The organism is Salinibacter ruber DSM 13855 (assembly GCF_000013045.1).
Lineage (GTDB): Bacteria > Bacteroidota > Rhodothermia > Rhodothermales > Salinibacteraceae > Salinibacter > Salinibacter ruber.
In genome coordinates this window covers 3,330,001-3,351,246 of the sequence record NC_007677.1, presented here as the reverse complement: position 1 = coordinate 3,351,246, position 21,246 = coordinate 3,330,001, and the positions used below count along the sequence as shown (strand labels likewise).

19 protein-coding genes and 1 rRNA gene (1 of these 20 only partly in view) are annotated in these 21,246 nt (G+C 65.9%); 13 read left to right on the top strand and 7 right to left on the bottom strand.

Annotated features, from left to right (window positions below):
• The first annotated feature begins 671 nt into the window (after positions 1 to 671).
• The 4 genes from SRU_RS14195 (at position 672) to SRU_RS14180 (ending at position 6,717) form a co-directional block, all read left to right on the top strand.
• On the top strand, positions 672 to 2,909 hold the full coding sequence (locus SRU_RS14195) for a protein-disulfide reductase DsbD family protein (protein WP_237701768.1): 2,238 nt from the start codon (positions 672 to 674) through the stop codon (positions 2,907 to 2,909).
• 86 nt (positions 2,910 to 2,995) lie between these two features.
• A complete protein-coding gene (locus SRU_RS14190; protein ID WP_221231427.1) occupies positions 2,996 to 3,640 on the top strand; it encodes a thioredoxin family protein in 645 nt (214 codons plus the stop codon).
• Positions 3,641 to 4,314: 674 nt separating this feature from the next.
• Positions 4,315 to 5,703, top strand: coding sequence for a UDP-glucose dehydrogenase family protein (locus SRU_RS14185; protein ID WP_011405413.1), 1,389 nt, complete (start codon positions 4,315 to 4,317; stop codon positions 5,701 to 5,703).
• Between the two features lie 48 nt (positions 5,704 to 5,751).
• Positions 5,752 to 6,717 (top strand): UDP-glucuronic acid decarboxylase family protein, encoded by a 966-nt coding sequence (locus SRU_RS14180; RefSeq protein WP_011405412.1) that lies wholly within the window; start codon positions 5,752 to 5,754, stop codon positions 6,715 to 6,717.
• Between the two features lie 25 nt (positions 6,718 to 6,742).
• Here SRU_RS14180 and SRU_RS14175 read toward each other — a convergent pair whose 3' ends face one another.
• Positions 6,743 to 7,048 carry a mechanosensitive ion channel domain-containing protein gene (locus SRU_RS14175; protein ID WP_011405411.1) on the bottom strand — a complete coding sequence of 102 codons (306 nt, stop codon included), beginning with the start codon at positions 7,046 to 7,048 and terminating at the stop codon, positions 6,743 to 6,745.
• 77 nt (positions 7,049 to 7,125) lie between these two features.
• Between SRU_RS14175 and SRU_RS14170 the strand changes: the two genes are divergently transcribed.
• A protein-coding gene (locus SRU_RS14170; RefSeq protein ID WP_076611408.1) for an IS1-like element ISSru3 family transposase occupies positions 7,126 to 7,844 on the top strand; the annotation gives its coding sequence in 2 pieces (ribosomal slippage) (positions 7,126 to 7,374 and positions 7,377 to 7,844; 717 coding nt in all).
• Here the strand turns inward: SRU_RS14170 and SRU_RS14165 are convergent.
• The gene (locus SRU_RS14165; protein ID WP_237701766.1) at positions 7,841 to 8,608 is read right to left on the bottom strand and encodes a mechanosensitive ion channel family protein; all 768 of its coding nucleotides are present in this window, start codon (positions 8,606 to 8,608) and stop codon (positions 7,841 to 7,843) included. The two genes, SRU_RS14170 and SRU_RS14165, sit on opposite strands and share 4 nt — an antisense overlap.
• Before the next feature lie 232 nt (positions 8,609 to 8,840).
• On the opposite strand from SRU_RS14165, the gene SRU_RS14160 reads away from it, so the two are divergent.
• Complete coding sequence (locus tag SRU_RS14160) at positions 8,841 to 9,356, top strand: protease complex subunit PrcB family protein (protein ID WP_237701765.1); 516 nt, start codon at positions 8,841 to 8,843, stop codon at positions 9,354 to 9,356.
• 200 nt (positions 9,357 to 9,556) lie between these two features.
• Here the strand turns inward: SRU_RS14160 and SRU_RS14155 are convergent, their stop codons facing one another.
• The gene (locus SRU_RS14155) at positions 9,557 to 10,099 is read right to left on the bottom strand and encodes a Fur family transcriptional regulator (protein ID WP_011405408.1); all 543 of its coding nucleotides are present in this window, start codon (positions 10,097 to 10,099) and stop codon (positions 9,557 to 9,559) included.
• Positions 10,100 to 10,187: 88 nt separating this feature from the next.
• On the bottom strand, positions 10,188 to 10,853 hold the full coding sequence (tmk, locus tag SRU_RS14150; RefSeq protein ID WP_011405407.1) for a dTMP kinase: 666 nt from the start codon (positions 10,851 to 10,853) through the stop codon (positions 10,188 to 10,190).
• 198 nt (positions 10,854 to 11,051) lie between these two features.
• Between tmk and SRU_RS14145 the strand changes: the two genes are divergently transcribed.
• From SRU_RS14145 to SRU_RS14135, 3 genes are all read left to right on the top strand, one after another.
• Entirely contained in the window at positions 11,052 to 12,461 is a 1,410-nt protein-coding gene (locus tag SRU_RS14145) for a tetratricopeptide repeat protein (protein ID WP_231847203.1), read from the top strand.
• Positions 12,462 to 12,536: 75 nt separating this feature from the next.
• Positions 12,537 to 13,442 carry a DUF368 domain-containing protein gene (locus tag SRU_RS14140; protein WP_011405405.1) on the top strand — a complete coding sequence of 302 codons (906 nt, stop codon included), beginning with the start codon at positions 12,537 to 12,539 and terminating at the stop codon, positions 13,440 to 13,442.
• A gap of 38 nt (positions 13,443 to 13,480) precedes the next feature.
• Positions 13,481 to 14,164, top strand: coding sequence for an OmpA/MotB family protein (locus SRU_RS14135; protein ID WP_011405404.1), 684 nt, complete (start codon positions 13,481 to 13,483; stop codon positions 14,162 to 14,164).
• Here the strand turns inward: SRU_RS14135 and SRU_RS14130 are convergent.
• A complete protein-coding gene (locus tag SRU_RS14130) occupies positions 14,134 to 14,730 on the bottom strand; it encodes a hypothetical protein (RefSeq protein WP_011405403.1) in 597 nt (198 codons plus the stop codon). The two genes, SRU_RS14135 and SRU_RS14130, sit on opposite strands and share 31 nt — an antisense overlap.
• A 17-nt stretch (positions 14,731 to 14,747) precedes the next feature.
• Between SRU_RS14130 and SRU_RS14125 the strand changes: the two genes are divergently transcribed.
• Positions 14,748 to 15,824, top strand: coding sequence for an endonuclease/exonuclease/phosphatase family protein (locus SRU_RS14125; RefSeq protein ID WP_164923692.1), 1,077 nt, complete (start codon positions 14,748 to 14,750; stop codon positions 15,822 to 15,824).
• A gap of 60 nt (positions 15,825 to 15,884) precedes the next feature.
• Here the strand turns inward: SRU_RS14125 and hemH are convergent, their stop codons facing one another.
• Positions 15,885 to 17,168 (bottom strand): ferrochelatase, encoded by a 1,284-nt coding sequence (gene hemH / locus SRU_RS14120; RefSeq protein ID WP_013062842.1) that lies wholly within the window; start codon positions 17,166 to 17,168, stop codon positions 15,885 to 15,887.
• A gap of 300 nt (positions 17,169 to 17,468) precedes the next feature.
• On the opposite strand from hemH, the gene SRU_RS14115 reads away from it, so the two are divergent.
• Positions 17,469 to 18,497 carry a Kelch repeat-containing protein gene (locus tag SRU_RS14115; protein WP_237701764.1) on the top strand — a complete coding sequence of 343 codons (1,029 nt, stop codon included), beginning with the start codon at positions 17,469 to 17,471 and terminating at the stop codon, positions 18,495 to 18,497.
• 546 nt (positions 18,498 to 19,043) lie between these two features.
• Positions 19,044 to 19,556 carry a bifunctional pyr operon transcriptional regulator/uracil phosphoribosyltransferase PyrR gene (gene pyrR / locus SRU_RS14110; protein WP_237701763.1) on the top strand — a complete coding sequence of 171 codons (513 nt, stop codon included), beginning with the start codon at positions 19,044 to 19,046 and terminating at the stop codon, positions 19,554 to 19,556.
• A 184-nt stretch (positions 19,557 to 19,740) separates the two neighbouring features.
• On the opposite strand, the gene SRU_RS14105 is transcribed toward pyrR, so the two are convergent.
• On the bottom strand, positions 19,741 to 20,607 hold the full coding sequence (locus SRU_RS14105) for a PASTA domain-containing protein (protein WP_237701762.1): 867 nt from the start codon (positions 20,605 to 20,607) through the stop codon (positions 19,741 to 19,743).
• Positions 20,608 to 21,198: 591 nt separating this feature from the next.
• On the opposite strand from SRU_RS14105, the gene SRU_RS14100 reads away from it, so the two are divergent.
• Positions 21,199 to 21,246: ribosomal RNA gene (locus SRU_RS14100) — 16S ribosomal RNA — on the top strand; it runs 1,492 nt beyond the window's last position.

Below are 21,246 nucleotides of genomic sequence, written 5' to 3'. Positions count from 1 at the left end.
TTCGGGATGCTCCGGAAAGCCAGTCGATAGAACGAGCGGTCCGGAATGTGTCTGTCAGATGATCCTCCGTTCTTAGGTATCGACGGTCCGCGGGGAGAGCTTAAATGCGCAGGTGGACAGGGGCCCGCGGGAGGCCAACGACATCCGACCCTGCTTCCCGCCCGATGGCAATGGGGGATCGGTGACGATGCCCAGCTCCGTCTCTCTGCCCAATTGTGAAGGTCGGTGTTTCCAGGAAGGATCCGTACAGCGGTCGGCAAATCGATGCTACGAAAACCGTTCCAGACGTTGAGAGGAGGCGGTGAACACTACAGAAGCATACATCTCTTTCGCAAAACGAGGGGGCTGGAGGGGCGCGATTTGCGGGTTTCCGCAGAGAAAAGAGCAGGCCGGGGGCATTCGTCGATTGTGCCCGGGCACACTCCCGGGGCATCGGCCGCCGATCGTGGCGTGTCCGGTCTCCAATCGGGGCAATTCGTGGCAAGGTGGGGAAAATCTACCGTTTTTCGGGGATGTCTTCCGCCGGCGAGGAAGCTGTGTGAGCCAGTCAGAAGCGGGGGGCGGCCGGGCGTGCCTGCCTGATGGAGGGACGGTGAGGAATGAACCATTCGGGGAAGCTCGGGTACACACAGTCCGCTCGACGACTGCCCGCACGACGCCCTCAGCCCCTCATGACGTCCTTTCAGCGGTCCAGCGGACGCCGGTGCCTCGTTCTTGGCGTGTGGCTCCTCGTGGTTCTGTGGGGGAGCGGGGCCGCTACGCCGCTACAGGCCCAATCGCAGGCCTCCGACGACCCGAGTCCGCACAGTGAGGCGACACTCGTCAGTGAGCAGGACGCGATCGTGCCGGGCGAGCCATTGACGGTGGGCCTTCGGTTGAACATGGAGGAGGGGTGGCACAGCTACTGGAAGAACCCCGGGGCGTCTGGGGAGCCGACGTCCATCGACTGGGCACTGCCGGAAGGCTACGAGACGAGCGGATTCCAATGGCCCTATCCACATCAAATTGAGTTCGGGTCCCTCATCAGCTATGGGTACTCCGACGAGGTCTTGCTGATTGCCACCGTCACCCCGCCGGACACGCTGACGCCGGGCACGACGGCGACCCTCGGCGGGCGCGCCAAGTGGTTGATCTGCGAGGAAATTTGCCTGCCTGCGCACTCGGACGTGGAGGTGACGCTCCCCGTGGCGGAAGAGGCCTCCCCAAAACCGGGGCGCGCCTCTGCCTTCGAGGCGGCACGGGCGAAGCATCCGAAGCGTGTGAGCGACTGGTCGGTAGGGGCGGGGCGCAGTGAAGGCCGCTACACCCTGATCTTGGGGGCGCCGGACGGGGCACGGCCCGACCTAGAGGGAGCCTATTTCTTTCCGGCGGAGAAGTCCGTCGTCGACCCGGGCGCGCCCCAGCCCGTGACGCGGAACGGAGACACCTACACGATTGCACTGCGGCAGTCGGAGTACGCCCAGGCGCCGGCCGACCGACTGCGAGGCGTGCTGGTGGCGCCCGAGGGCACAGGCTGGGACCCGGACGGCAGGGTGCGCGCGATGCAGGTGGACGTGCCGGTCGACTCGACGCTTTCGGCGGCCGACGCGATGGGGGCCGGGGCCTCGTCGGCCGGGGGCGGACTCTCGCTCCCGTGGGCGCTCGCGTTCGCCCTGGTCGGTGGGGTTCTGCTGAACCTGATGCCCTGCGTGTTTCCGGTCTTGTCGGTGAAGATCCTCGGGTTCGCCGAGGAGGCGGGGGGCGAGGCCGGCGCCATGCGGCGCCACGGATTGCTCTTCGGCGCGGGCGTCCTGGGGTCGATGTGGATCCTGGCCGGGGGGCTTCTGGCCCTGCGGGCCGCAGGCAGCCAGATTGGATGGGGCTTTCAGCTCCAGTCGCCCATCTTCATTGCCCTCATGACGATGCTCTTCTTCGGCATCGGGCTGAACCTGCTCGGGGCCTTCGAGGTCGGCACGACCCTCATGGGCTGGGGCGGGCGGATGGAGGCGGCGGCGTCCGGGGGCGGCAACCTGAGCGCCTTCCTCACCGGTGTGCTCGCCACGGTCGTCGCGACGCCCTGCACGGCGCCATTCATGGGGGCGGCGCTCGGGGTGGCCCTCACGCTCTCGACGGTGGGGGCCCTGCTGATCTTCACGGCCCTCGGCGTCGGCATGGCTGCCCCGTACGTTGTTCTGTCTACGACCCCGGCCCTCCTCGACCGCCTGCCCGATCCGGGTGCCTGGATGGAGACGCTGAAACAGGCCTTCGCCTTCCCCATGTTTGCGACCGCCATCTGGCTCGTGTGGGTCTTCGGGCAGCAGACGAGCACCGGCGGGGTGGCCTTTCTGCTCGCCGGGCTCCTGTTGCTGGGCGTGGCGGCCTGGATCGTGAACCGCTGGTCGGCGCCGCAGCTCTCGCAGACGGCCACGCTGGTTACGCGGGGGCTGGCGGGGGCCGCGCTGGTGGGCGGCATTGCCGTCGCGGTCATCGGGGCCGGCTCGGCGCCCGCGGAGCAGCAGGCCACGGCCACAGCCACGGACGCGTCGGGGACGGACACGACGTGGCGCTCCTACGCCCCAGAAACCATCGAGTCCCTCCGGGCTGAAGGACGCCCTGTTTTCGTGGACTTCACCGCGGCCTGGTGCCTTACCTGCCAGGTCAACAAGCGCCGTGTACTGACGGCCGAATCAGTGCAGAATGCGTTCGACGAGAAGGACGTGGCGCTCGTGCGGGCCGACTGGACGAGCCGCGATCCGGAGATCACCCGTGCCCTCGAATCGCATGGCCGGAGCGGGGTCCCGGTCTACGTGCTCTACGCGGGCGACGGCTCCGAGCCCGAACTGTTGCCGGAGGTGCTTACGGAAGATGCGGTCCTCAATGCGCTGGACGACCTCTCCTCGACGGTTGCTGCCACGCATGAGCCTCACTGACTGAACTGTAGCACGACGGTTGCAACCTCCGCCCCCGTTCTCAATTTGGGACCCTCCGCTTTCTTGAAACAACCACCCGTGTGTCCATGACCACACGCCATCCCCGAGTCCTCTGCGCGGCCCTCGTCGTCGGACTGCTAACGGCCGCTGCGCTTCCCGCCACGAGCATGGCCCAGACCAATCAGGCCGAAGTCGGCGAGCCCGCGCCCAACTTTACCCTGCAGGCCGCCGACGGTGACGAGCACAGCCTGGCTGACTTTGAGGGCCAGTACGTCGTGCTCGAATGGCTCAACTTCGGATGCCCGTTCGTCGGAAAGCACTACGGCAGCGGAAACATGCAGCGGCTCCAGGACACCTACACCGACGAGGGCGTCGTGTGGCTCTCGATTGTCTCCTCGGCGCCCGGCAAGCAGGGCTACTATCCGCCCGGCGAGATGGTCGAACAGAAGAAGAAGCACGACGGCAACATGACGGCCATATTGATGGACCCGGAGGGTGAGGTCGGAAAGACGTACGACGCAACGGTCACGCCGCACATGTACGTGATTAGTCCGGAAGGAGAGCTGCTCTACCGCGGGGGCATCGACGACAAGCCGACCACGGACGAGGCCGACATCGAGGGAGCGACGAACTACGTCCGGATGGCCCTTGACGCCGCGATGAACGGGGAAGAGGTGCGTCCCAAGCGCGCGGAGCCGTACGGGTGCACCATCAAATACGCCTCGAAGTAAGCGGCCGTCCCCACGCTGCCGTTCTGCCGACCGGTCGTTCCAGGCCGGTCGGCATTTTCTGCTTCTGTGTGTCTCCTCTCCTTTCGAGGCCGAGCGAGATCCATCGTCCGGATGAACGAAGTGTGCACCGATTGTGGATAACTTCCCCCTTCACAGTGCACAGAGCCCTCATTGGAAACAATAACAGAGTTTCCCCGCCGGGGCGGAGGGGCTCAGCGGGGTCATTGGACTGTTCTGGTTGTTCTGTTATTGTCCTACAGAGAAGAAGTCTGTGGATGCGTTGTGGATAACCGTGGTCGGGGCTGAGGCGGGCCCCCGCCATTTCTGCCGATAGACTTCTGTTATTTTTTCGACGCCTCCGTTCCCCAACGGCCCTGGGGCTCACCCTTTCGCCAGAACGGCCCGGGCGGTCGTGGCGTCCGCAACTGGGGTGGGGCGTGGGGGCGACGCCCCAGGGCACGCGTTCCTCACTCCTCCCCCGCACGGACCGATTTTTGTACGGGAAATACGTAGGTTTCTCAAAGACGCCGTCCCGAGAGTGAACCGGGCGGAACCTCGTTGCGTTTGTGCGCAGCGGTTTCCACCTTGCAACTGTCACGAACGCCCCCTGCAGTGTTCCGTTCGGCCGGGGCGGACCCCACACATCTCCACAGTTCGAAACGAATTACACTGGTATGGACATCACAGTTATCGGCACCGGGTACGTTGGCCTCGTCTCGGGCACCTGCTTCGCGGAAATGGGCCACGACGTCACGTGTGTTGACGTCGACGAGGAGAAAGTTGCCCAGCTCTCCGACGGTGAGATTCCCATCTACGAGCCCGACCTGGATCGGTACTTCGAGCGGGCGCGAGCGGAGGACCGTCTCCGCTTCACGACGGATTTGGCGGAGGGAATCGCGGGCTCGAAGATCGTGTTTTTTGCCCTTCCGACGCCGCCGGGGGAGGACGGCTCGGCCGATCTCTCGTACGTGTTGGACGCGGCGGGCGACGTGGCCGATCTGCTCGTGGAGGCGGACGACCCGGAGCACCGAATTGTCGTCAACAAGAGCACCGTGCCGGTGGGCACCGGCGATCGGGTGGAAGAGGCATTCGCGGATCGCGGCCTCGACATTGGCGGGGAGGTGGACGTTGTCTCCAATCCTGAGTTTCTGCGGGAGGGATCCGCGGTGGACGATTTCCTGAAGCCGGATCGGGTCGTGATTGGGACGGAGAGCGACCGGGCCGCCGAGACGATGAAGCGGCTCTACGAGCCGTTCGTGCGGCAGGGGAACCCCGTCCTCGTCGTCGACCGTCGTTCGGCGGAAATGATTAAGTACGCGGCCAACTCGCTCCTGGCCACGCGCATCTCGTTCATGAACGAAATCGCGAACGTCTGCGAACGGGTCGGGGCCAACGTGGACAAGGTGCGCCTCGGCATCAGCAAGGACCACCGCATTGGGCCGCACTTTCTGTACGCCGGCATCGGCTTTGGGGGCAGTTGCTTCCCGAAGGACGTGCAGGCCCTCGCCCGGAAGGGCCGGGAGAAAGGGTACGACTTCCAAATCCTGGACGCCGTCCTCGACGTAAACGACCAGCAGCGGCGGCGCCTGGCCGAGCAGGTGGAGGACTACTTCGACGGCGACCTGGACGGGCGGCGGATTGCCGTCTGGGGCCTGTCGTTCAAGCCCGGCACCGACGACACCCGAGAGGCGCCCTCGCACGTCATCATCGATTATCTCCTGGAGAGGGGCGCCGACGTGGTGGGGTACGACCCCGAAGCCATCGAGACGACGAAAGAGACGTTCGGTGACCAGATCGCGTATGCCGACGGCATGTACGAGGCGGTTGAGGGGGCCGAGTCGCTCTTGATTTGTACCGAGTGGCACGAGTTTCGCCGGCCGGACCTGGGCGCGGTGCGGGAGCACCTGGAGAACCCGCTCGTGCTCGACGGGCGCAACCTGTACGATCCCGCCCGGATGGCCGAGATGGGCTTCGAGTACCACAGCATCGGGCGGCCGAGCTACGCGCCGGAGACCAATCAGGAGGCCATCGAGGCGGCCATTGTCGAAAACGGGCAGCCGTAAGCACCGCGCGCCCCGCGTTCTCTTTTCCACGTGTCTACGCCAACGCTCATGCCCCGCACCCTTATCACTGGCGGCGCCGGCTTCCTCGGCTCCCATCTCTGCGACCGCTTCATCGAGGAGGGCCACTCGGTGATCTGCATGGACAACCTCATTACGGGCGACACCGAAAACATCGAGCACCTGTTTGAGCTCGGACAGGACCGCTTCCGGTTCGTCGAGTACGACGTGACCGACTACCTCCACGTCAACGGCGAGCTCGACTACGTCCTGCACTTCGCGAGCCCCGCCGCGCCGGACGACTACCTGCAGTACCCGATCCAGACGTTAAAGGTCGGGGCCCTCGGCACCCACAAGGCCCTGGGCCTCGCTAAGGCGAAAGACGCGCGCCTGTTGATCGCGTCCACGAGCGAGGTGTACGGCGACCCGCAGGTCCATCCGCAGTCGGAGGACTACTGGGGCAACGTGAATCCGGTGGGCAAGCGCGGGGTGTACGACGAGGCCAAACGGTTTGGGGAGGCGCTCACGATGGCCTACCACCGGTACCACGGGGTCGAGACCCGCATCGCGCGGATCTTCAACACGTACGGCCCGCGGATGCGCATCGACGACGGCCGGGCCCTGCCCAACTTCATGTCGCAGGCGCTCCGGGGCGATCCCCTCACCGTCTACGGCGACGGCAGCCAGACGCGCGCGTTCTGCTACGTCGACGACCTCGTGGAGGGCCTCTACCGGCTTCTCATGAGCGACGCGACCGACCCGGTCAACATCGGAAACCCCGACGAGATCACGATCAAAGAGTTTGCCGAAGAGATCATCGAGGTGACCGATTCGGACAGCGACATCACCTACGAGCCCCTCCCGTCCGACGACCCGCAGGTGCGCCAGCCGGACATCTCGCGGGCCAGGGAAGAGCTCGGGTGGACGCCGGAGGTGGACCGCCGGGAGGGCCTCCGGCGCACGCTGGAGTACTTTCGGGCGGAGGTAGAGGCCACGACCGCTCCCGCCCGCGACTGAGTGCCGACGCGTGCGTCCGTCCCGTTCAGGGGCCATCGACGGGGCCGGCCCCCTCGGTGATCCGGACCACGCGCTGGGGAAACGGAATGTCGATGCCCGCCTCGGCAAACCGGGACAGGGCCCGCCGATACACGTCGTCGCGGACGGCCCGCTTTCCGCGGGGGGCGTCGATCCAGAGAAGCACCTGCAGAACGACGGCGTGGTCCCCGAGCGACGCCACGTTCACCTCCGGGGCCGGGGCCTGAAGAATGCGGTCGGTCCCCCGAAGAATGTCGTGGAGGAGCGACGTGGCCCGGTCCAGGTTTGTCCCGTAGGCCACCCCAATTGTCAATTCGGTAGCGGCTCAACAAGTAGTGAGTCTTTCTGTTTGAACTGCGTCGCGTCTGGCCCACCAGCCTGGTCTATCCGATGATCAAAGAGACTTACGAGTGTAGAGAGTGTGGCTCCTCGAACATCGTCAAAAACGGACACAGCGCTAGCGGCTCTCAGCAGTATCACTGCAAGGACTGTGGAGCGCACAAGGTTCTCGATCCAGAGCCGCGAGGCTACTCCGAGGAGGAGAAAGAGAAAATCCTCCGTGCTTACCGCGAGCGCGGGTCAAAGCGGGCAATCAGCCGGATATTCGGCATCAGCCGCAATACATTGACCCGGTGGCTCAAAAAAAGGGACGAGAATCCGATTCAGTAGCCGAAGGGCTCCGGCCTGCTGAGGAAGGCGATGTCCTTGAACTCGATGAATGCTGGACGTATGTCCGAGAGCGGGCGAATAAACGGTGGCTGTGGGTTGCTCTGTGCCGGAGAACCCGGCAGGTCGTGGCATTTGTGATCGGAGACCGTTCGGCCAGAACCTGTGCTCGGCTCTGGAGCCGGATTCCGGAGGAATACCGTCAGGGCAGAAGCTTCAGCGACTTCTGGAAGTCCTATCGCCCAGTGTTTGCGGGCGACCCCAGCCACCGGCAGGTCGGAAAGTCCAGTGGTGAGATGGCCCACGTGGAAAGATTCTTCGGGCGACTGCGCCAGAAGCTGGCCCGGTATGTCCGCCGGACGCGAGCGGCCTCCGAGTCAGAACGGATGCTCCATCTGACGACGAAACTGTTCGTGGAGTGGTACAACGAAGCCATCACTTAACATCTATCCGCTACCGTCAATTCGATTCGGGTTTTGTGCTCGGGGAGCATGTGGTTGACGATGACTTCCGTCCCGAGCACGTCGTTGGGGATCATCACGATCTCGTTGCTGCGGGTGCGGATGACGGTCTTGTGGAGGTTGATCGCCAGCACGTCTCCGATATAGTCGCCCACCTCGATCCGGTCCCCGACCCGAAAATTGCGATCGGCCGTGAGGGTAACGCCCGCGAGCACGTTCGAGAGGATCGTTTTGGCGGCGAGGGCCACGGCCAGCCCGGCAATGCCCAGGGAGGCGAGGAAGGCGGTCACCTCAATGCCCAGCTCCCGCAGCGCGATCAGAACGCCCCCAATCCAGATCACGTAGATCGCCGTCAGGTCCAGTAGCCGGACCACGCGCTCGTCGACGTCCGTGTCGGTCCGGCTGGCGAGGGGCAGCCCGTATTCGCGGATCAGGTTTTTGACCAGGCTGGCCAGGATCCAGGTGCCCGTGAGGACGAACAGGGCGCGCTGGGCGCCGTCCCATTGGCTAAACTGCTCGCGCACCTGGGGGAGGCGGTACAGGGCGTAGGTCACCGAGCCGAAGCCGACGAGCACGCTGATCGGAGGGCCGAAAATCCGGAGGAGCATGCCGTCGATCTGGTACCGTCCCCGGTCGGCCCGTCGACTTAGCCACTGGATGGCACGAAATAACAGGTACGCCCCCAGGCATCCCGCCGCGACGATCACGAGGGAGACGACGAGGCTCTGGACTGAAATCCCACTCATAGTACGGGGGGGGTCGAGTGTAGGGGGCGCGCGGAATTGAGGACACGAGGCCGACAAGCCCTCAACTGTGTGTCAGGGGAACGGGTGCGTGTAAGGATACACGGATGCACAGAGACAATCGAGGCCTTTTTCCCAACCTCCCCTTCCCACGATGCAACACGACGGCGCTCCTCGAACTGGACGATGGACCCTTCTGCAGGCCCCTCTCGTTTTGGGAATGTTGTTCCTACTGATGGGAGGATGCAACAGCGTAGGGTCCGACCCGACCGACGAGACGAGCTTCAACACCGAAGTAGAAACGCAAACGGTTGCGACCGGGGCCGTGGATACCGAAGAGCTCGACAAGGGAACGTACGGCAAGATCGTCGAGGGCACACAGGTTGTCCTTCGGAGCGAAGACGAACTCGCCGCCTTCTGGGCGGAGTTGCACGGCGGATCGACCAGCGCGGGCGGAGATGCCCTCCCAGATCCGCCTCAGGTCGATTTTGAGACGCAGATAGTTGTGGGCGTGGTGCTGGGCGAACGGTCCACCGGCGGGTATTCGGTCGACATTGACCGGGTGATGGCCAACGAGGACCAGGGCACGATGCGTGTCGAGTATACCAGGATCGAGCCGGGCGACGCGTGTGTGGTTACACAGGCACTTACGTCCCCGTACGTGCTCGCGACGGTGGACCTACGGGACGAACCGGTAGACTCGGGCGACGAAGTCATGTTTGCCCGCTCCGAGCAGACACGTTCCTGCTAGACGGACGGGCGACGCGGATTCCGAAGAGCGGACTCGTTCTTGCTGTCCGCCACCGGGGAGTGGCGGCGACGCGCCGGAAAGGTGTTGGGGGATTCTCGGGGACGGAGAGGAGGGGCTTCGCGGAGCGGGCGCCCCGGACCTGCAGACGTCTTTCTGAACGCGTGAAGGCGTTTGCTCAGGGCAGCAGAAGAACAGGCCGTTTACGACTCTGCCTCGTTCGTCGCGGCCTTCTTTGCAGTCGTTTTGTCGGCGGAGTCCGCCTCGTCGCGGTCCGAGTCTTCGGCCCGGTTCGGGCAGTTCTCGCGGATGCAGTGGCCGTACATGTTCAGGGAGTGGTGCTTAATCTCAAACTCGTAGATGTCGGCCACCATCTCCTGAATGCTCTGCAGCCGCGGGTCGCAGAACTCGAACAGCTCATTGCAGTCCATGCAGATGAGGTGGTCGTGCTGCCAGTAGCTGTAGGCCCGCTCGTACTTGGCCTGGTTCTTCCCGAACTGGTGACGCACCACGAGGTCGCACTCCAGCAGTAACTCCAGGGTATTGTAGACCGTGGCCCGGCTCACCTCGGTCCCGTCCTGCTTGAGCCGAACGTACAGCTCGTCGGCGTCGATGTGGTCTTCCGTCTGGTAGATCTCTTCCAGGACGGCAAAGCGCTCGGGCGTCTGTCGCTTGTTGCGCTTTTTGAGGAAGGCCTGGAAGATGGAGCGAACCTCGTCGATCTTCTGTTGGGGAAGGGTCGACATGCCACTGGTGGGCCTGTGTTCGACAGCAACGGGGGCGTCGGGTTGTGCGGGCGAGAGAGCAGATGCACCCCCGATACGACCGGCCTGCTCACGGGTCAGACGAACCGGTGGCGGCGTGGGGGGTTCCGGGGGGGGCGTCCAGCAGCGCCTCCACGTCGCCCCGAATTTCGGCGTGCAGGGCCTCGATCGACCGGTGCCCGTCGAGCCGATGAATGCGGGCGGAATGCTCGTCGGCGAGCGTGTCGTAGGCCGCCGCAACGCGGTGATAAAACGCCTCGTCCTCCGCCTCCATGCGGTCGCCGGCCGCGTCGTTGCCCTCGGTGCGCCGGGCACGGGCGGTCTCGGGGTCGAGTTCTACGAGGTAGGTGCGGTCGGGCACGAGGCCGTCCGTCACGCGACGGTGAAAGGACTGCAGCCACTCCGGATCGGCGACGTTGCGGCCGGCCCCCTGATAGGCCGTGGTCGAGTCGTAGAAGCGATCGCAGATGACAATCCGCCCCGCCTCCAACGCCGGCCGGATGCGCTCGGTCACAAGCTGGGTCCGGGCGGCCGAGAACAGAAGCAACTCTGCCATCGGATGGACGTTTAGGGCAGGCTCCAACAGAACGGAGCGGACCTGCTCGGACAACTCGGTGCCGCCGGGCTCGCGGACGAGAAGGGTTTTGTGCCCGCGCTCCTGCAGGTGCTCGTTGAGCCGGTGGGCCTGCGTGCTCTTTCCGCTTCCGTCAATGCCTTCGAATGTGAGAAGCAGCATGGGGACCCCAAGAGCATGAGAATCAATTCGGTGCCCGGCGGGCGCCCGCCCCGCGACGGCCGGCCGTCCCGTGCAGGCGCTCTCTTTGGATGTTCCTCCGCGGAGGCGTTATACTTTGGGAGCGAATGCCGGCCGGGACCGTCGGCACGACGATTCGGTGACAACCGTGCGCACTCCTCACTCACGTACTGGTGTGGTATGAACACGTTCGACTTCGGCTTCGATGACTCCGAGGACTCCCCACACGAGGACCCCCTCGAAGATCTCGTGGCCGCGTACGAAAACGACCCGTCTGCGTACTTCGACTCCGGCGACCTCGAAGAGATTGCCTCGTTCTACTTCGAGGAGGGGGAGATGGAAACGGCCCTCGAGGTCATCGACCGTCTCATCGAGCTTCACCCCTACACCTCCGACGCCTGGATGCGGCGCGGCATTCTCCTGAACAACTTGGGCCGCCCGGAAGAGGCCCTGGAGGCCTACGAGCAGGCCCTCGACGTGAACCCGACCGACACCGAAACGCTCATCAATCTCGGGATTACGCTCGACAGCCTGGGGCGGGTGGACGAGGCCCTGGAGGCCTACGACGAGGCGCTCTCCATCAACCCGCTGCACGGGGAGGCCCTCTTCAACCTCGGGGTAACGCTGGAACGGGACGAGCAACTGGAGGCGGCCGTGGAGGCCTTCCAGCGATGTGCGGACGTCTATCCGGAGCACCCGGAGGTCTGGTACGAGCTGGGCTACTGCTACGACCGGCTCGGCGAGGACGAGAAGAGCGTGGAGGCGTACGACAATCACCTCGACATCGACCCGTACTCGAAAGACGCGTGGTACAACCGAGGCATTGTGCTGAACCGGCTGGGCCGCTTCGGAGAGGCGGTAGAGAGCTACGACATGGCCCTTGCAATCCACGACGAGTTTGCCTCCGCCTACTACAATCGAGGCAACGCGGAGGCGAACCAGGGGGACCTGGAGGCGGCCGTCGAGAGCTACGAGCGCGTGCTGGAGCTCGAAGGGCCGGATGCGGCGACCTACTACAACCTTGCGCTCGCCTACGAGGAGCAGGGCGACCTCCGCGCCGCGCGCACCTACTACGAGAAGACGCTCGACCTCAAGTCGAACTATCCGGAGGCGTGGTACGGCCTCGGCTGCTGCTTCGACACGGACGAGCGCCCCGAAGAGGCGCTTGAGTGCTTCCGCTACGCCGTGAACCTGGACGCGAACGTGCCCAAGTTCTGGACGGCGCGGGCCGACTGCGCGTACAAGGTGGGGAAGCTCGACGAGGCGCTGGAGTCTTACCAGCACGCCGTGCGGCTCGACGAGTCGAACGAGCACGCCTGGACGGGCTACGCCGAGACGCTTCTGGAGAAGGAGCAGCCCGAAGAGGCGCTGGAGGCGTACCGACAGGCCCTGGAGCTCGACCCGAAAAGCGCCAACACGTACTTCCGGCAGGCGAAGGCCCTGCTGGCGCTCGGGCGGGCGGACGAAAGCATTCGGGCCCTCAAGACGGCCTTTCGGCTCGATCCCGCGAAGAAGGAGGAGTTCCAGAAGGCCTATCCCACCCTTTACGACAACGACCGCGTCCGGCGGCTTCTCGATCTCGATTCGTAGCCCCCGGCCCGGATCGTCGCGCCGAGTGCCGCGTCCGCACCAGCGGTCTCTTGCCGAACTCATCCGCCCTCCTGCATGCCCAGCGCCCCGTTTGCCTTCGTCCGCCATGTGCTGTACGGCGTGTTGATGGGCGGTGCCGACGTGATTCCGGGCGTCAGCGGCGGCACCATGGCCCTCATCGTCGGCATCTACGAGCGGCTCGTGGGGGCCCTCAGCTCGGCGGTGTCGTTTGGGCTGTCGCTGCTACGCCTCGACCGCGCGGCCGCCCAGCAACACTGGGCCGCGGTGCCGTGGCGCCTCATCGGCCCCCTCCTGGGCGGGATCGGGGTCGCCATTCTTGGCGGGGCGCGGGTGATTCCGCCCCTGATGGAGGCGTACCCGGCCCCCATGCGGGGGCTCTTCTTCGGCCTCGTGGCCGCGTCGCTTCTGATCCCAGCCCGTCGCATCGAGCGGGTCACAGGCCTCCGGGTGGGCATCGGCCTCGCCTGTGCCGCCGGGGCGTTTTTCCTGACCAGCCTCCCTGCCCTCGCCGTGTCGGACCCGAGCCTCATTCGGGTCTTCTGCTCGGCCATGATCGCGATTTGTGCCATGATTCTCCCCGGCGTGAGCGGGGCGTTCCTGCTGGAGGCGCTCGGCATCTACGCCCCCACGCTCGAAGCGGTCAATGCGCTCGACTGGGGGTACGTGCTCACGTTCTGCGCCGGGGCGGCCGTCGGGCTCGGCACGTTCGCGAAACTGCTCGATCTGCTCCTCACGCACCGCCACGACGCAATGATGGCGGCGCTCGTGGGGCTTATCGCCGGGGCGCTCCGGGCCCTCTGGCCCTACGGCGGGGCCGAGCGTGTCCTGCGGGCCCCCGAGGCCGGCGAGCCGATCGGGTCGGTCGTGCTCCTTGCCCTGGTCGGGTTTGGGGCCGTGCTCGCGCTGCTGGCCTGGAGCCCATCCACCGCCGGAAAAGAGACGACCGCCTCCGCCTCGTAGCGTGACGTTCGGGCTCGCCTCGCCGCCGCTCCTCCCCGATGCGCCCTCTTCTTCTCTTCGTCGGTCTTGCTGCTGCCCTTCCCGGACTGGTCGGGTGCGCCCCGACGCGGCTTCCGGGGGCGTCCGCCTCGTCGCGCCTGGACTCCCTCCGGGCCGAGAATGCTACGCTGCGGAGCCGGCTTCGCCGCGTGGAAGACTCGCTGCGGTTTCGGGACGACCTTGCGACGGGGCAGTACTACCGCGACCTGCGCGTCCTGACGGACCGCCTGAACCGCCTGGCCTACGAGGTGCAGATGCGCCGCCAGGGGGGGCGGGCGGTGCGCGTGCTTCCGGCCGACTCGTTGTTCGAGGCCGGCACGGCCACCCTCACGGCGGCGGGAAAGAAGCGGCTCCGGGCCACGATTGCTCACCTGGAGACGGCCTACCCCACGCGGGCGGTCCGGGTGGAGGGGCACGCCGACGATACCCCCTTGAGTGAGGCCCTCCAGGAGCGGTTTGCGTCGAACTGGGAGCTCTCGGCGGCCCGGGCCACGGCGGTCGTGCGCTACCTCAGTGCCCGCAGCGCCCTGGCCCCGTCCCAGTTTGCCGCCCTCGCCTACGGGGCCACGGACCCGGTCGCGTCGAACGCAACGGCTCGGGGGCGCCGTCGGAACCGGCGGGTTCGCATTGCGGTCCTCCCGCCCCCGCAGGACTACTCCCGCCCCGTCGACACGTCCTGGTGAACGGCCCGATACCGCCCGACGAAATGGAGATGGCTCCGCGCCCCGTCCCCGCTCGGGTAGACGCCAAAGCCGTTGATCCGGTACTCCGGGCCCGTGGGCGTGTCCACCACCCGCTCCCGAAAGCTCTCAACGACCCCGGCGTCGGTCTTGCGGTGCCAGACGATGGCGCCGTCGGACACCCGCCCGCGGTACGTGATGGGGGCCCCGTCGGGCGGATTCACCTCGCAGATCAGCGTTCCGTCGTCGGTGACGTAGTTGCGCGCCGTCTTGCGGACGACACGCCCGTCCGGATACCGATCGATCTGTGTGCCCACCTGCACGCCGTCCTCCCATCGGTAGCGGTGCTCCGTCGAGAGGGAGTCGACCTGCGTCCCGTCGTGGGCATACACCACGAACGCCCCCGTCCAGTGGCCCGTGAGCGACTCCAGCGCCGCCCGGGGCGACTGGGCCTGCGCGGGCCGTCCCGCGGTGGCAACAAGCAGGAGGCCCAGCGTCACGACCGTCCGCCCCAGAACGTCCCCTCCGGCGACAGGCCCCGGTCTGTTCCGGCTCCGTCCAATACGCATCGGTTAACAGCAGAGTGATGAAACGAGCACTTCGAATTCTTGGGCTCGTCGTCGGCGGGCTGGTCCTCGGCCTCGCTGGGGTGTTCTTCTGGGCGAGCTCCGGGGCACTGTCCGACGACGAGCTTGCGCAGGTGCGGACCTACACGGCGCAGCCCGACACAACGCGGCCGGACACGCTCACGGTGACAACCTACAACATCGGTTATCTCTCCGGCATGAGGAACAACGAGCCGGTGGTGCGGCCCGACAGCCTGTTCCACGCGAACATGGACCAGGCCGCTGGCTATCTCCGAGCGGCGGCCCCCGACATCGTGGCCCTTCAAGAGATCGACTTTGGAGGGGCCCGGGCCGCGCACGTGCACCAGCTGGATACCCTGGCCGCCCGTCTCGGGTACCCGGGGGCGGCGCAGGCCGTGAACTGGGACGAGCGGTACCTGCCGTTTCCGTACGGCCGTCCCGCCGTGCATTTCGGGCGCACCCTCTCCGGGCAGGCCGTCCTCAGCCGCTTCCCCGTCCGGAGGCACGTGCGGAGGACGCTCCCGCGTCCGCCGCAGCCGTTTTTCCGGGACGCGTTCTACCTCGACCGCCTGGCACAGGTCGGGGTGGTCGATGTGGACGGCCGCCCGCTCGCGGTCATCAACGTGCACCTGGAGGCCTTCGACGTTGGGACGCGCGAGACGCAGGCCCGCGTCGTGAACGATCTCTATCGCCGCCTCGCCGACAGGGGCATCCCGACGCTTCTGCTCGGCGACTTCAATAGTTCCCTCTCGTCCGGCGAGGAGGGGGGGCAAGCCGGAGCGGAGGACGCAACGATGCAGCACATACTGGCGGGCACGGACCTGCGCTCGGCCGTCAACACCGCTTCGGCCGACACGGCGAGCGCCACGTACCCGGCCGACGCTCCTGCCCGAACGATCGATCACATCTTTTATCCCCCTCAGTTCTTCGAGGCGGTGGACACACAGCGATGGTGCGGCAGGCCTGCGCCCCCGTCCGACCACTGCGCCGTGACGGCCGCACTGCGCCTCCCGTCCCGGGCCAAATGGCCCTCCCACGAGGCCCTGCCGCCCCTGGAGGATTCGCCGACCGAGTAGCCGAGACGCCCGTCCGGAACGCCGCGGCCGCTTGCGCCCCCACGCGCCATCCCCAAACGCCTACGCCGTCTCCAGTTCGCGCGCCTGCTCCTCCTCCGGGGCGCTCCAGTCGGTCGCCTCGGCCACGTGCTGGCACTGGTGGCACCGGATGTCGCGGTCTTGAACCTGACAGCAGGGGCGCTCGGAGGCCGGCGTCGGGGTCTGCACGTTGGGCAACTGAAGCTGGGCGGCCGTCATGTCGGCCAGCGTCTCGATGAACTTGGGGTGGCTGTTCAGGCCCGGCATGACCTCGTAGTGCTCCGGGATCGGGGCGCCCTCCTCTTCGAGGTCCTCCGGAATCTCGATGGCCAACTCGTAACTCGTCTCGATGTGGTCCGTCACGAACGCCACCGGAATGACGAGCACGTCTTCGCCTTCCTCGGCCAGCTCCTCTACGGTGTCGTCCGTCGCGGGCGTCAGCCACTCCGACGGCCCGACCTTGCTCTGGAAGGCCGTGCTGAAGTCGTGGTCGAACCCGCGGTGCTCCATCAAGTGCTTCACCGTGGAGTGGACGAGACAGCAGTACGGGTCGTCCCGGTCTTTCATTTCCGAGAGGGGCGTCCCGTGCGCACTAAAGAGAAGGTGCACGTCGTCCCGCACGTCGTCCGGGAAGCGCTCCAGGCCCTCGTCGATCCGGTCACTCAGTGCCTCGATGTACTTCGGGTACGTGGCGTACTCGAAGACGGAAGTCGTGGGCCAGGCCGGAATCTCGCCCGCCTTTTCCAGCTCGTGCCAGTACACGAGCGAGGCGCCGGTCGTGGTCTTGGAGTACTGGGGGTAGAGGGGGAGCAGCACGACCTTGTCGACGCCGTCCTCCTGCATCTGCGCCGCCGCGTCTTCGCTGAACGGCTCCCAGTAGCGCATCGCCATGTACGTCTTGAACGTGGCGCCCGTCTCCGCGGCGTACTGCTCGTTGAGGGTCTGCTCCAGGTTGTCGGCCTGGTCGCGGGTGAGGGGATTGATGGGCGAGCCCCCGTCGTCACTGATCTCCTTGTAGTCCTCCGCGACCGACTGGGACCGGAAGTACGAGATAATCTTGGAGAACGCCTGTCGCACGCGGCCCCGCGCCTGGAAATAGACGACCTCCGAAAAGTCGATGATCGCCGGGTCCATAAACAAGTTGTAGAGGAACGGCTCCACGGACTCCTCGCCGTCCGGGCCGCCCAGGTTGAGGAGCACGACCCCTACCGTATCGCCCGACTCCACGCCGAGCTTGGCCGATGGAAAAAACTCTCCCTCCACCAGACGGGGGTCACTGTTGTACTCCTCACGGTCGTAGCGCTGTATGAACTCGTAGGGCGTCATTGGGGGCAACGGTCGCTTGGAAAAGGGATGTCATAATGGCAAATACAGAACGAAAGCGCCGGTCGAAAGACTCAACGGGCACCCCGATCGTTGCAAATGCGTTTCGTGATTGTAGCAACGTGGAAGGGGCCATCTCGGTCCCGAATTCTCCGTCGATTTAGATTTGACGCACCTGGAGGGCCGGACGGCAGGCGCACGTCCTCGCGGGCGCGGCTGAGACAAAAAACACCTGATGCGCCGCCGGATACGCCTGTTGAGACGCCCACGCACCTGTGCTCGTTCAGAACCGGCCGTCCCCCCATGTCCCTTCCCCGACGTCGATTCCTCACCCTTGGTGCGGCGGGGGCCGCCACGTGTGCCCTGCGTCCCGAACGTCTGCTGTGGGCGGCCGGCCGGGCCGGGTGGGAGGCGAGCGTCGCCCTGCCCTGGGCGACCCAGGAGGTCTACGGCACGACGTGGAACGGGCGGATCGTGGTTGCGGGCGGACTCCGCTCCGGGGCCGATCGTGACCGCCGGTTCACGACGCTGGAAGAGACGGCCCTTTTCGACCCCTCTACGGAGGCGTGGACGCGCGGGCCGGCCCTTCCGTCCCCGCGCCACCACATCGTACTCGCGGAGGCCGATGGCACGGTGTACGGGTTCGGGGGATTCGTGGGAGAGACCCTGCGCAACGGATTTCAGTTCCGGCCCGACGTGTACGCGTTCGACGGAGGCCAGTGGGCCCGCATCGGGACAATGCCCACGCCGCTCGGCGAGACGGTTGCGCTCGCGGTCGAGGAGCGGGTCCATCTCGTGACGGGCAGTCTCCACCCGGACGACGGCGCGTCGGATGGGGCCTCTCGTGCCCACCTGGTCTACGACTCCGGCGCCGATGCCTGGAGCGAGGCGCGCCCGGTGCCCACGGGCCGGAGCAGTGCCACAGGGGCGGTCATTGACGGGCGCCTTTACGTCGTGGGCGGACGTCGCACGGAGGGCGGGGTGACCAACCTCGGGGCGGTGGAGCGGTACGAGCCGACGACGGACACGTGGACCGAATTGCGCCCGTTGCCCCAGCCGTCCGGGGGACTGGCGGGGGCTGCGCTCGATGGTACGCTCTACGTCTTCGGGGGCGAGTACTTCTCGGGAGATGGGGGCGTGTACGGACGCACGTGGGCGTACGACCCGGACGTAGACGCCTGGACCCAACATGCCCCCATGCCGACGCCGCGGCACGGCCTCGCAGGAGCCGCCCTCGGGGGGCACATCTACGCCATCGGCGGCAATCCCGCCGCCGGCATCGGGGCCGCCACCTCGTCCGTCGTCGAACGCCTATCCCCCACCACCGACTGATTCGCTTCTCCCCGTTCCCCAACTGCCGCGACCATTGACGTCTACCCCGCCATCGCGTGTCCCTGGTGCTACGTGGGGCGCACCGTTCGTTTCGTCGTCGAAGAAACGTTTGGCGACGGGAGCCGCGTGCAGCAGATGTTTGATCGGGGTCGAGAGATGGGAGAAGCGGAGGGACTCCGGCTCGATGCTTGAGGCCATCGATGCGGCCCCCAATACGACCGAGGCGCACCGGCTCGTTCTCTGCCCAGGGTCGAGGCTCCAGAAGAGAAACGGCCACGGCGCTGTTTCGGGCATACTTCGCGAACGGCCCAAACGTCTCGGCCCCCGAGGGGCTCGTGGGCTGTGCCGCCGCGGCCATGCCGGGGGCCTCCGTGATGAAATAGAGGACGTAGGGCAGCGACTCGTGGGCGGGGGGGAAGGGGCCATTGTCGCTTGGCCGCATGCCTTCGACATTCGGTCCGCCAGGTTGTACCTTCGAACCAGGACGAACAGACACTGCACGTGTCCCTCTTCTTTGCTCTCAGATCGATCACGTCGAGCGAACACATGGGCCGAACGCGCATCATGTCTCCGGAGCGAGTCCGCCGCACGCTCCGGCGTCTCGCATACGAAATTATCGAGCACAATCGCGGGGCCGAATCGCTTGAGCTATTCGGGATCCGACGGAGCGGCGTGCCGCCGGCCCGGGTCGTGGCCGATGAGATTGGGGAGGTGGAGGAACAGGCCCTGGAGCCTTACGACCTCGACGTGACGCCCTTTCGGGACGACCGCCCCGATCTGGCCCCCCCTGAGGAGACGCCCCACGACGTGGACGTGACGGATCGGGACGTGATTCTCGTCGACGACGTCGTATTCACGGGCCGTACGGCGCGGGCCGCGCTCGACGCTGTTCTGCAGTACGGGCGCCCGCGCAGCATTCAGCTCGTCGTCCTCGTTGATCGGGGGCACCGGGAGTATCCCATCCAGCCGGACTTCACCGGCCGTCGCCTCCAGACGAAGCACGACGAGGAGGTGGTCGTGGAGGCCGACGGCGAGTTTGCGGTATATGTAGAGGATTGAGAACCTGTTTGGTGGATGGATATTTAGCCGAGACACAGCGGGCGATGTGCACGAACGGGACCCAAACGAGCCCTGTAGCGGCGCTACCGGGCGAGTGCAGAACCCGTTCTGCACGAGATCCGCGAAGTCGCAGGCCATAGACAGTCCGCCAAACAGGTTCTAAAGGCCCTTTTCCTCGTCGGTATCAACTGGGGGCCGTGGTGTCCTGAGCGATGGAGTCCGGCTTGGGCACCGCAGTCGAGTCGTCGGTCGTGAAGAGTCGAATTTCGGTGCCGGCACGCACCTTTGTGGTTGGGGCGCGGCCCTGACGTTGGACAAAACGCCGGGACGACGATGTGTCGGACGGTTGGCTGGGGGCGTCGGAGGGGTCGGCTGTACGCGGGTCCAGAACGATGGCCCGGAGTTGCCGGGCCCGCAACAGACGTCGGGCCCGTTCGACCGTCCGTCCGGCGGTGTTGGGGACCTGAACAGTGTCCGTGCCGAGCCCCGTGCTGTACCAAAGGTCTACGGTGCCGCCCGTTTTTAAGGAGTCGCCCGGTTCCGGGCGCTGCCGGGTGATCGTATTCGGGTAGGGGGAGGGAAGCGAGTCGGGCTCGACCGTACCCACGGCAAGGCCGAGTGAGGAGACCCGGTTTTTGGCCTCCCGCACCGAGATGCCGTTGAGGTCGGGGATGTTCACCACAGGGGCCTCGCCCGCGTTCACCGTCAGGTACACGCGTCGCCCCGGCTTCACGCCCGAGTTGGGAGGAGGATTTTGGTCCACCACCGTCTCCCGGGGAACGTTCGGGTTGAAGCGGCCCACCTCACGCTTGACCTGTAGGTCTCGGGCCTCAATACGCTTCTTGGCCTCCAGAAACGATTGACTCTCCACGTTGGGGACCTGGACGGACACCCCGTGCCGGGTGTACGTCGGCATGAGGACAGCGTCGACCAGGAAATACGCGCCCACGCCGAGTAGCAGAAGGCCGCCGAGCCCGCCCCAGAAGTACGTATTTCGGAGGAGGGTGCGGAACCAGTTCAGCAGGGCCCGGAGGGGCGGAGGGAGGCGCATCGCTTGGGAGGCAGTAGCGAGAGACACTGGAGGCGATGGGCGGCAGGGACCCGGAACGACGGGCCGGAGCCCCTGCTCGGCGTGACGGCAGAGTAACACGAGTGCACCCCTGCAGTTTCCGGAGGCTGAGGAGGAGAACGAAGCCGTCAGGGCTCCACTCGTTCTTGACACGGCGACGAGGAACAGCATAAGAGGCAGAAGGTCTAATGCGAGTCCCGAAACGGGAGGCGACGGCGCAGCCGACGCCCTCCACGGAGGGATGCAGTCCGCAACCAATTTAACTTCGATTCACGCGAGGCGTTGAAACCAACGATTCCTCGCTGGGTCTAATGCGGACGCAGTGAGACAAGAGGGCGAGACGACGCCCACTTGGCCTCGCGGAGAGAAGACGGTCCTTGTAGAGAATGTGAAACAAGGAACGCAGGCCTTGACATTGAAGGCAGATCTCCGTACTGTAATAGTCCGCGTTCACCGGAAAAACGGCGACGCGGCGATGTTCTTTGACGGAATTGGAAGCACAGCGAGTCCTTGTCGATTCCTTTCTGCCCTCGGGCAGAAAATGAATGCGATCGAGCTAGACCGAACTTTCCTACTACGGAGAGTTTGATCCTAGCTCAGGACGAACGCTGGCGGCAGGCT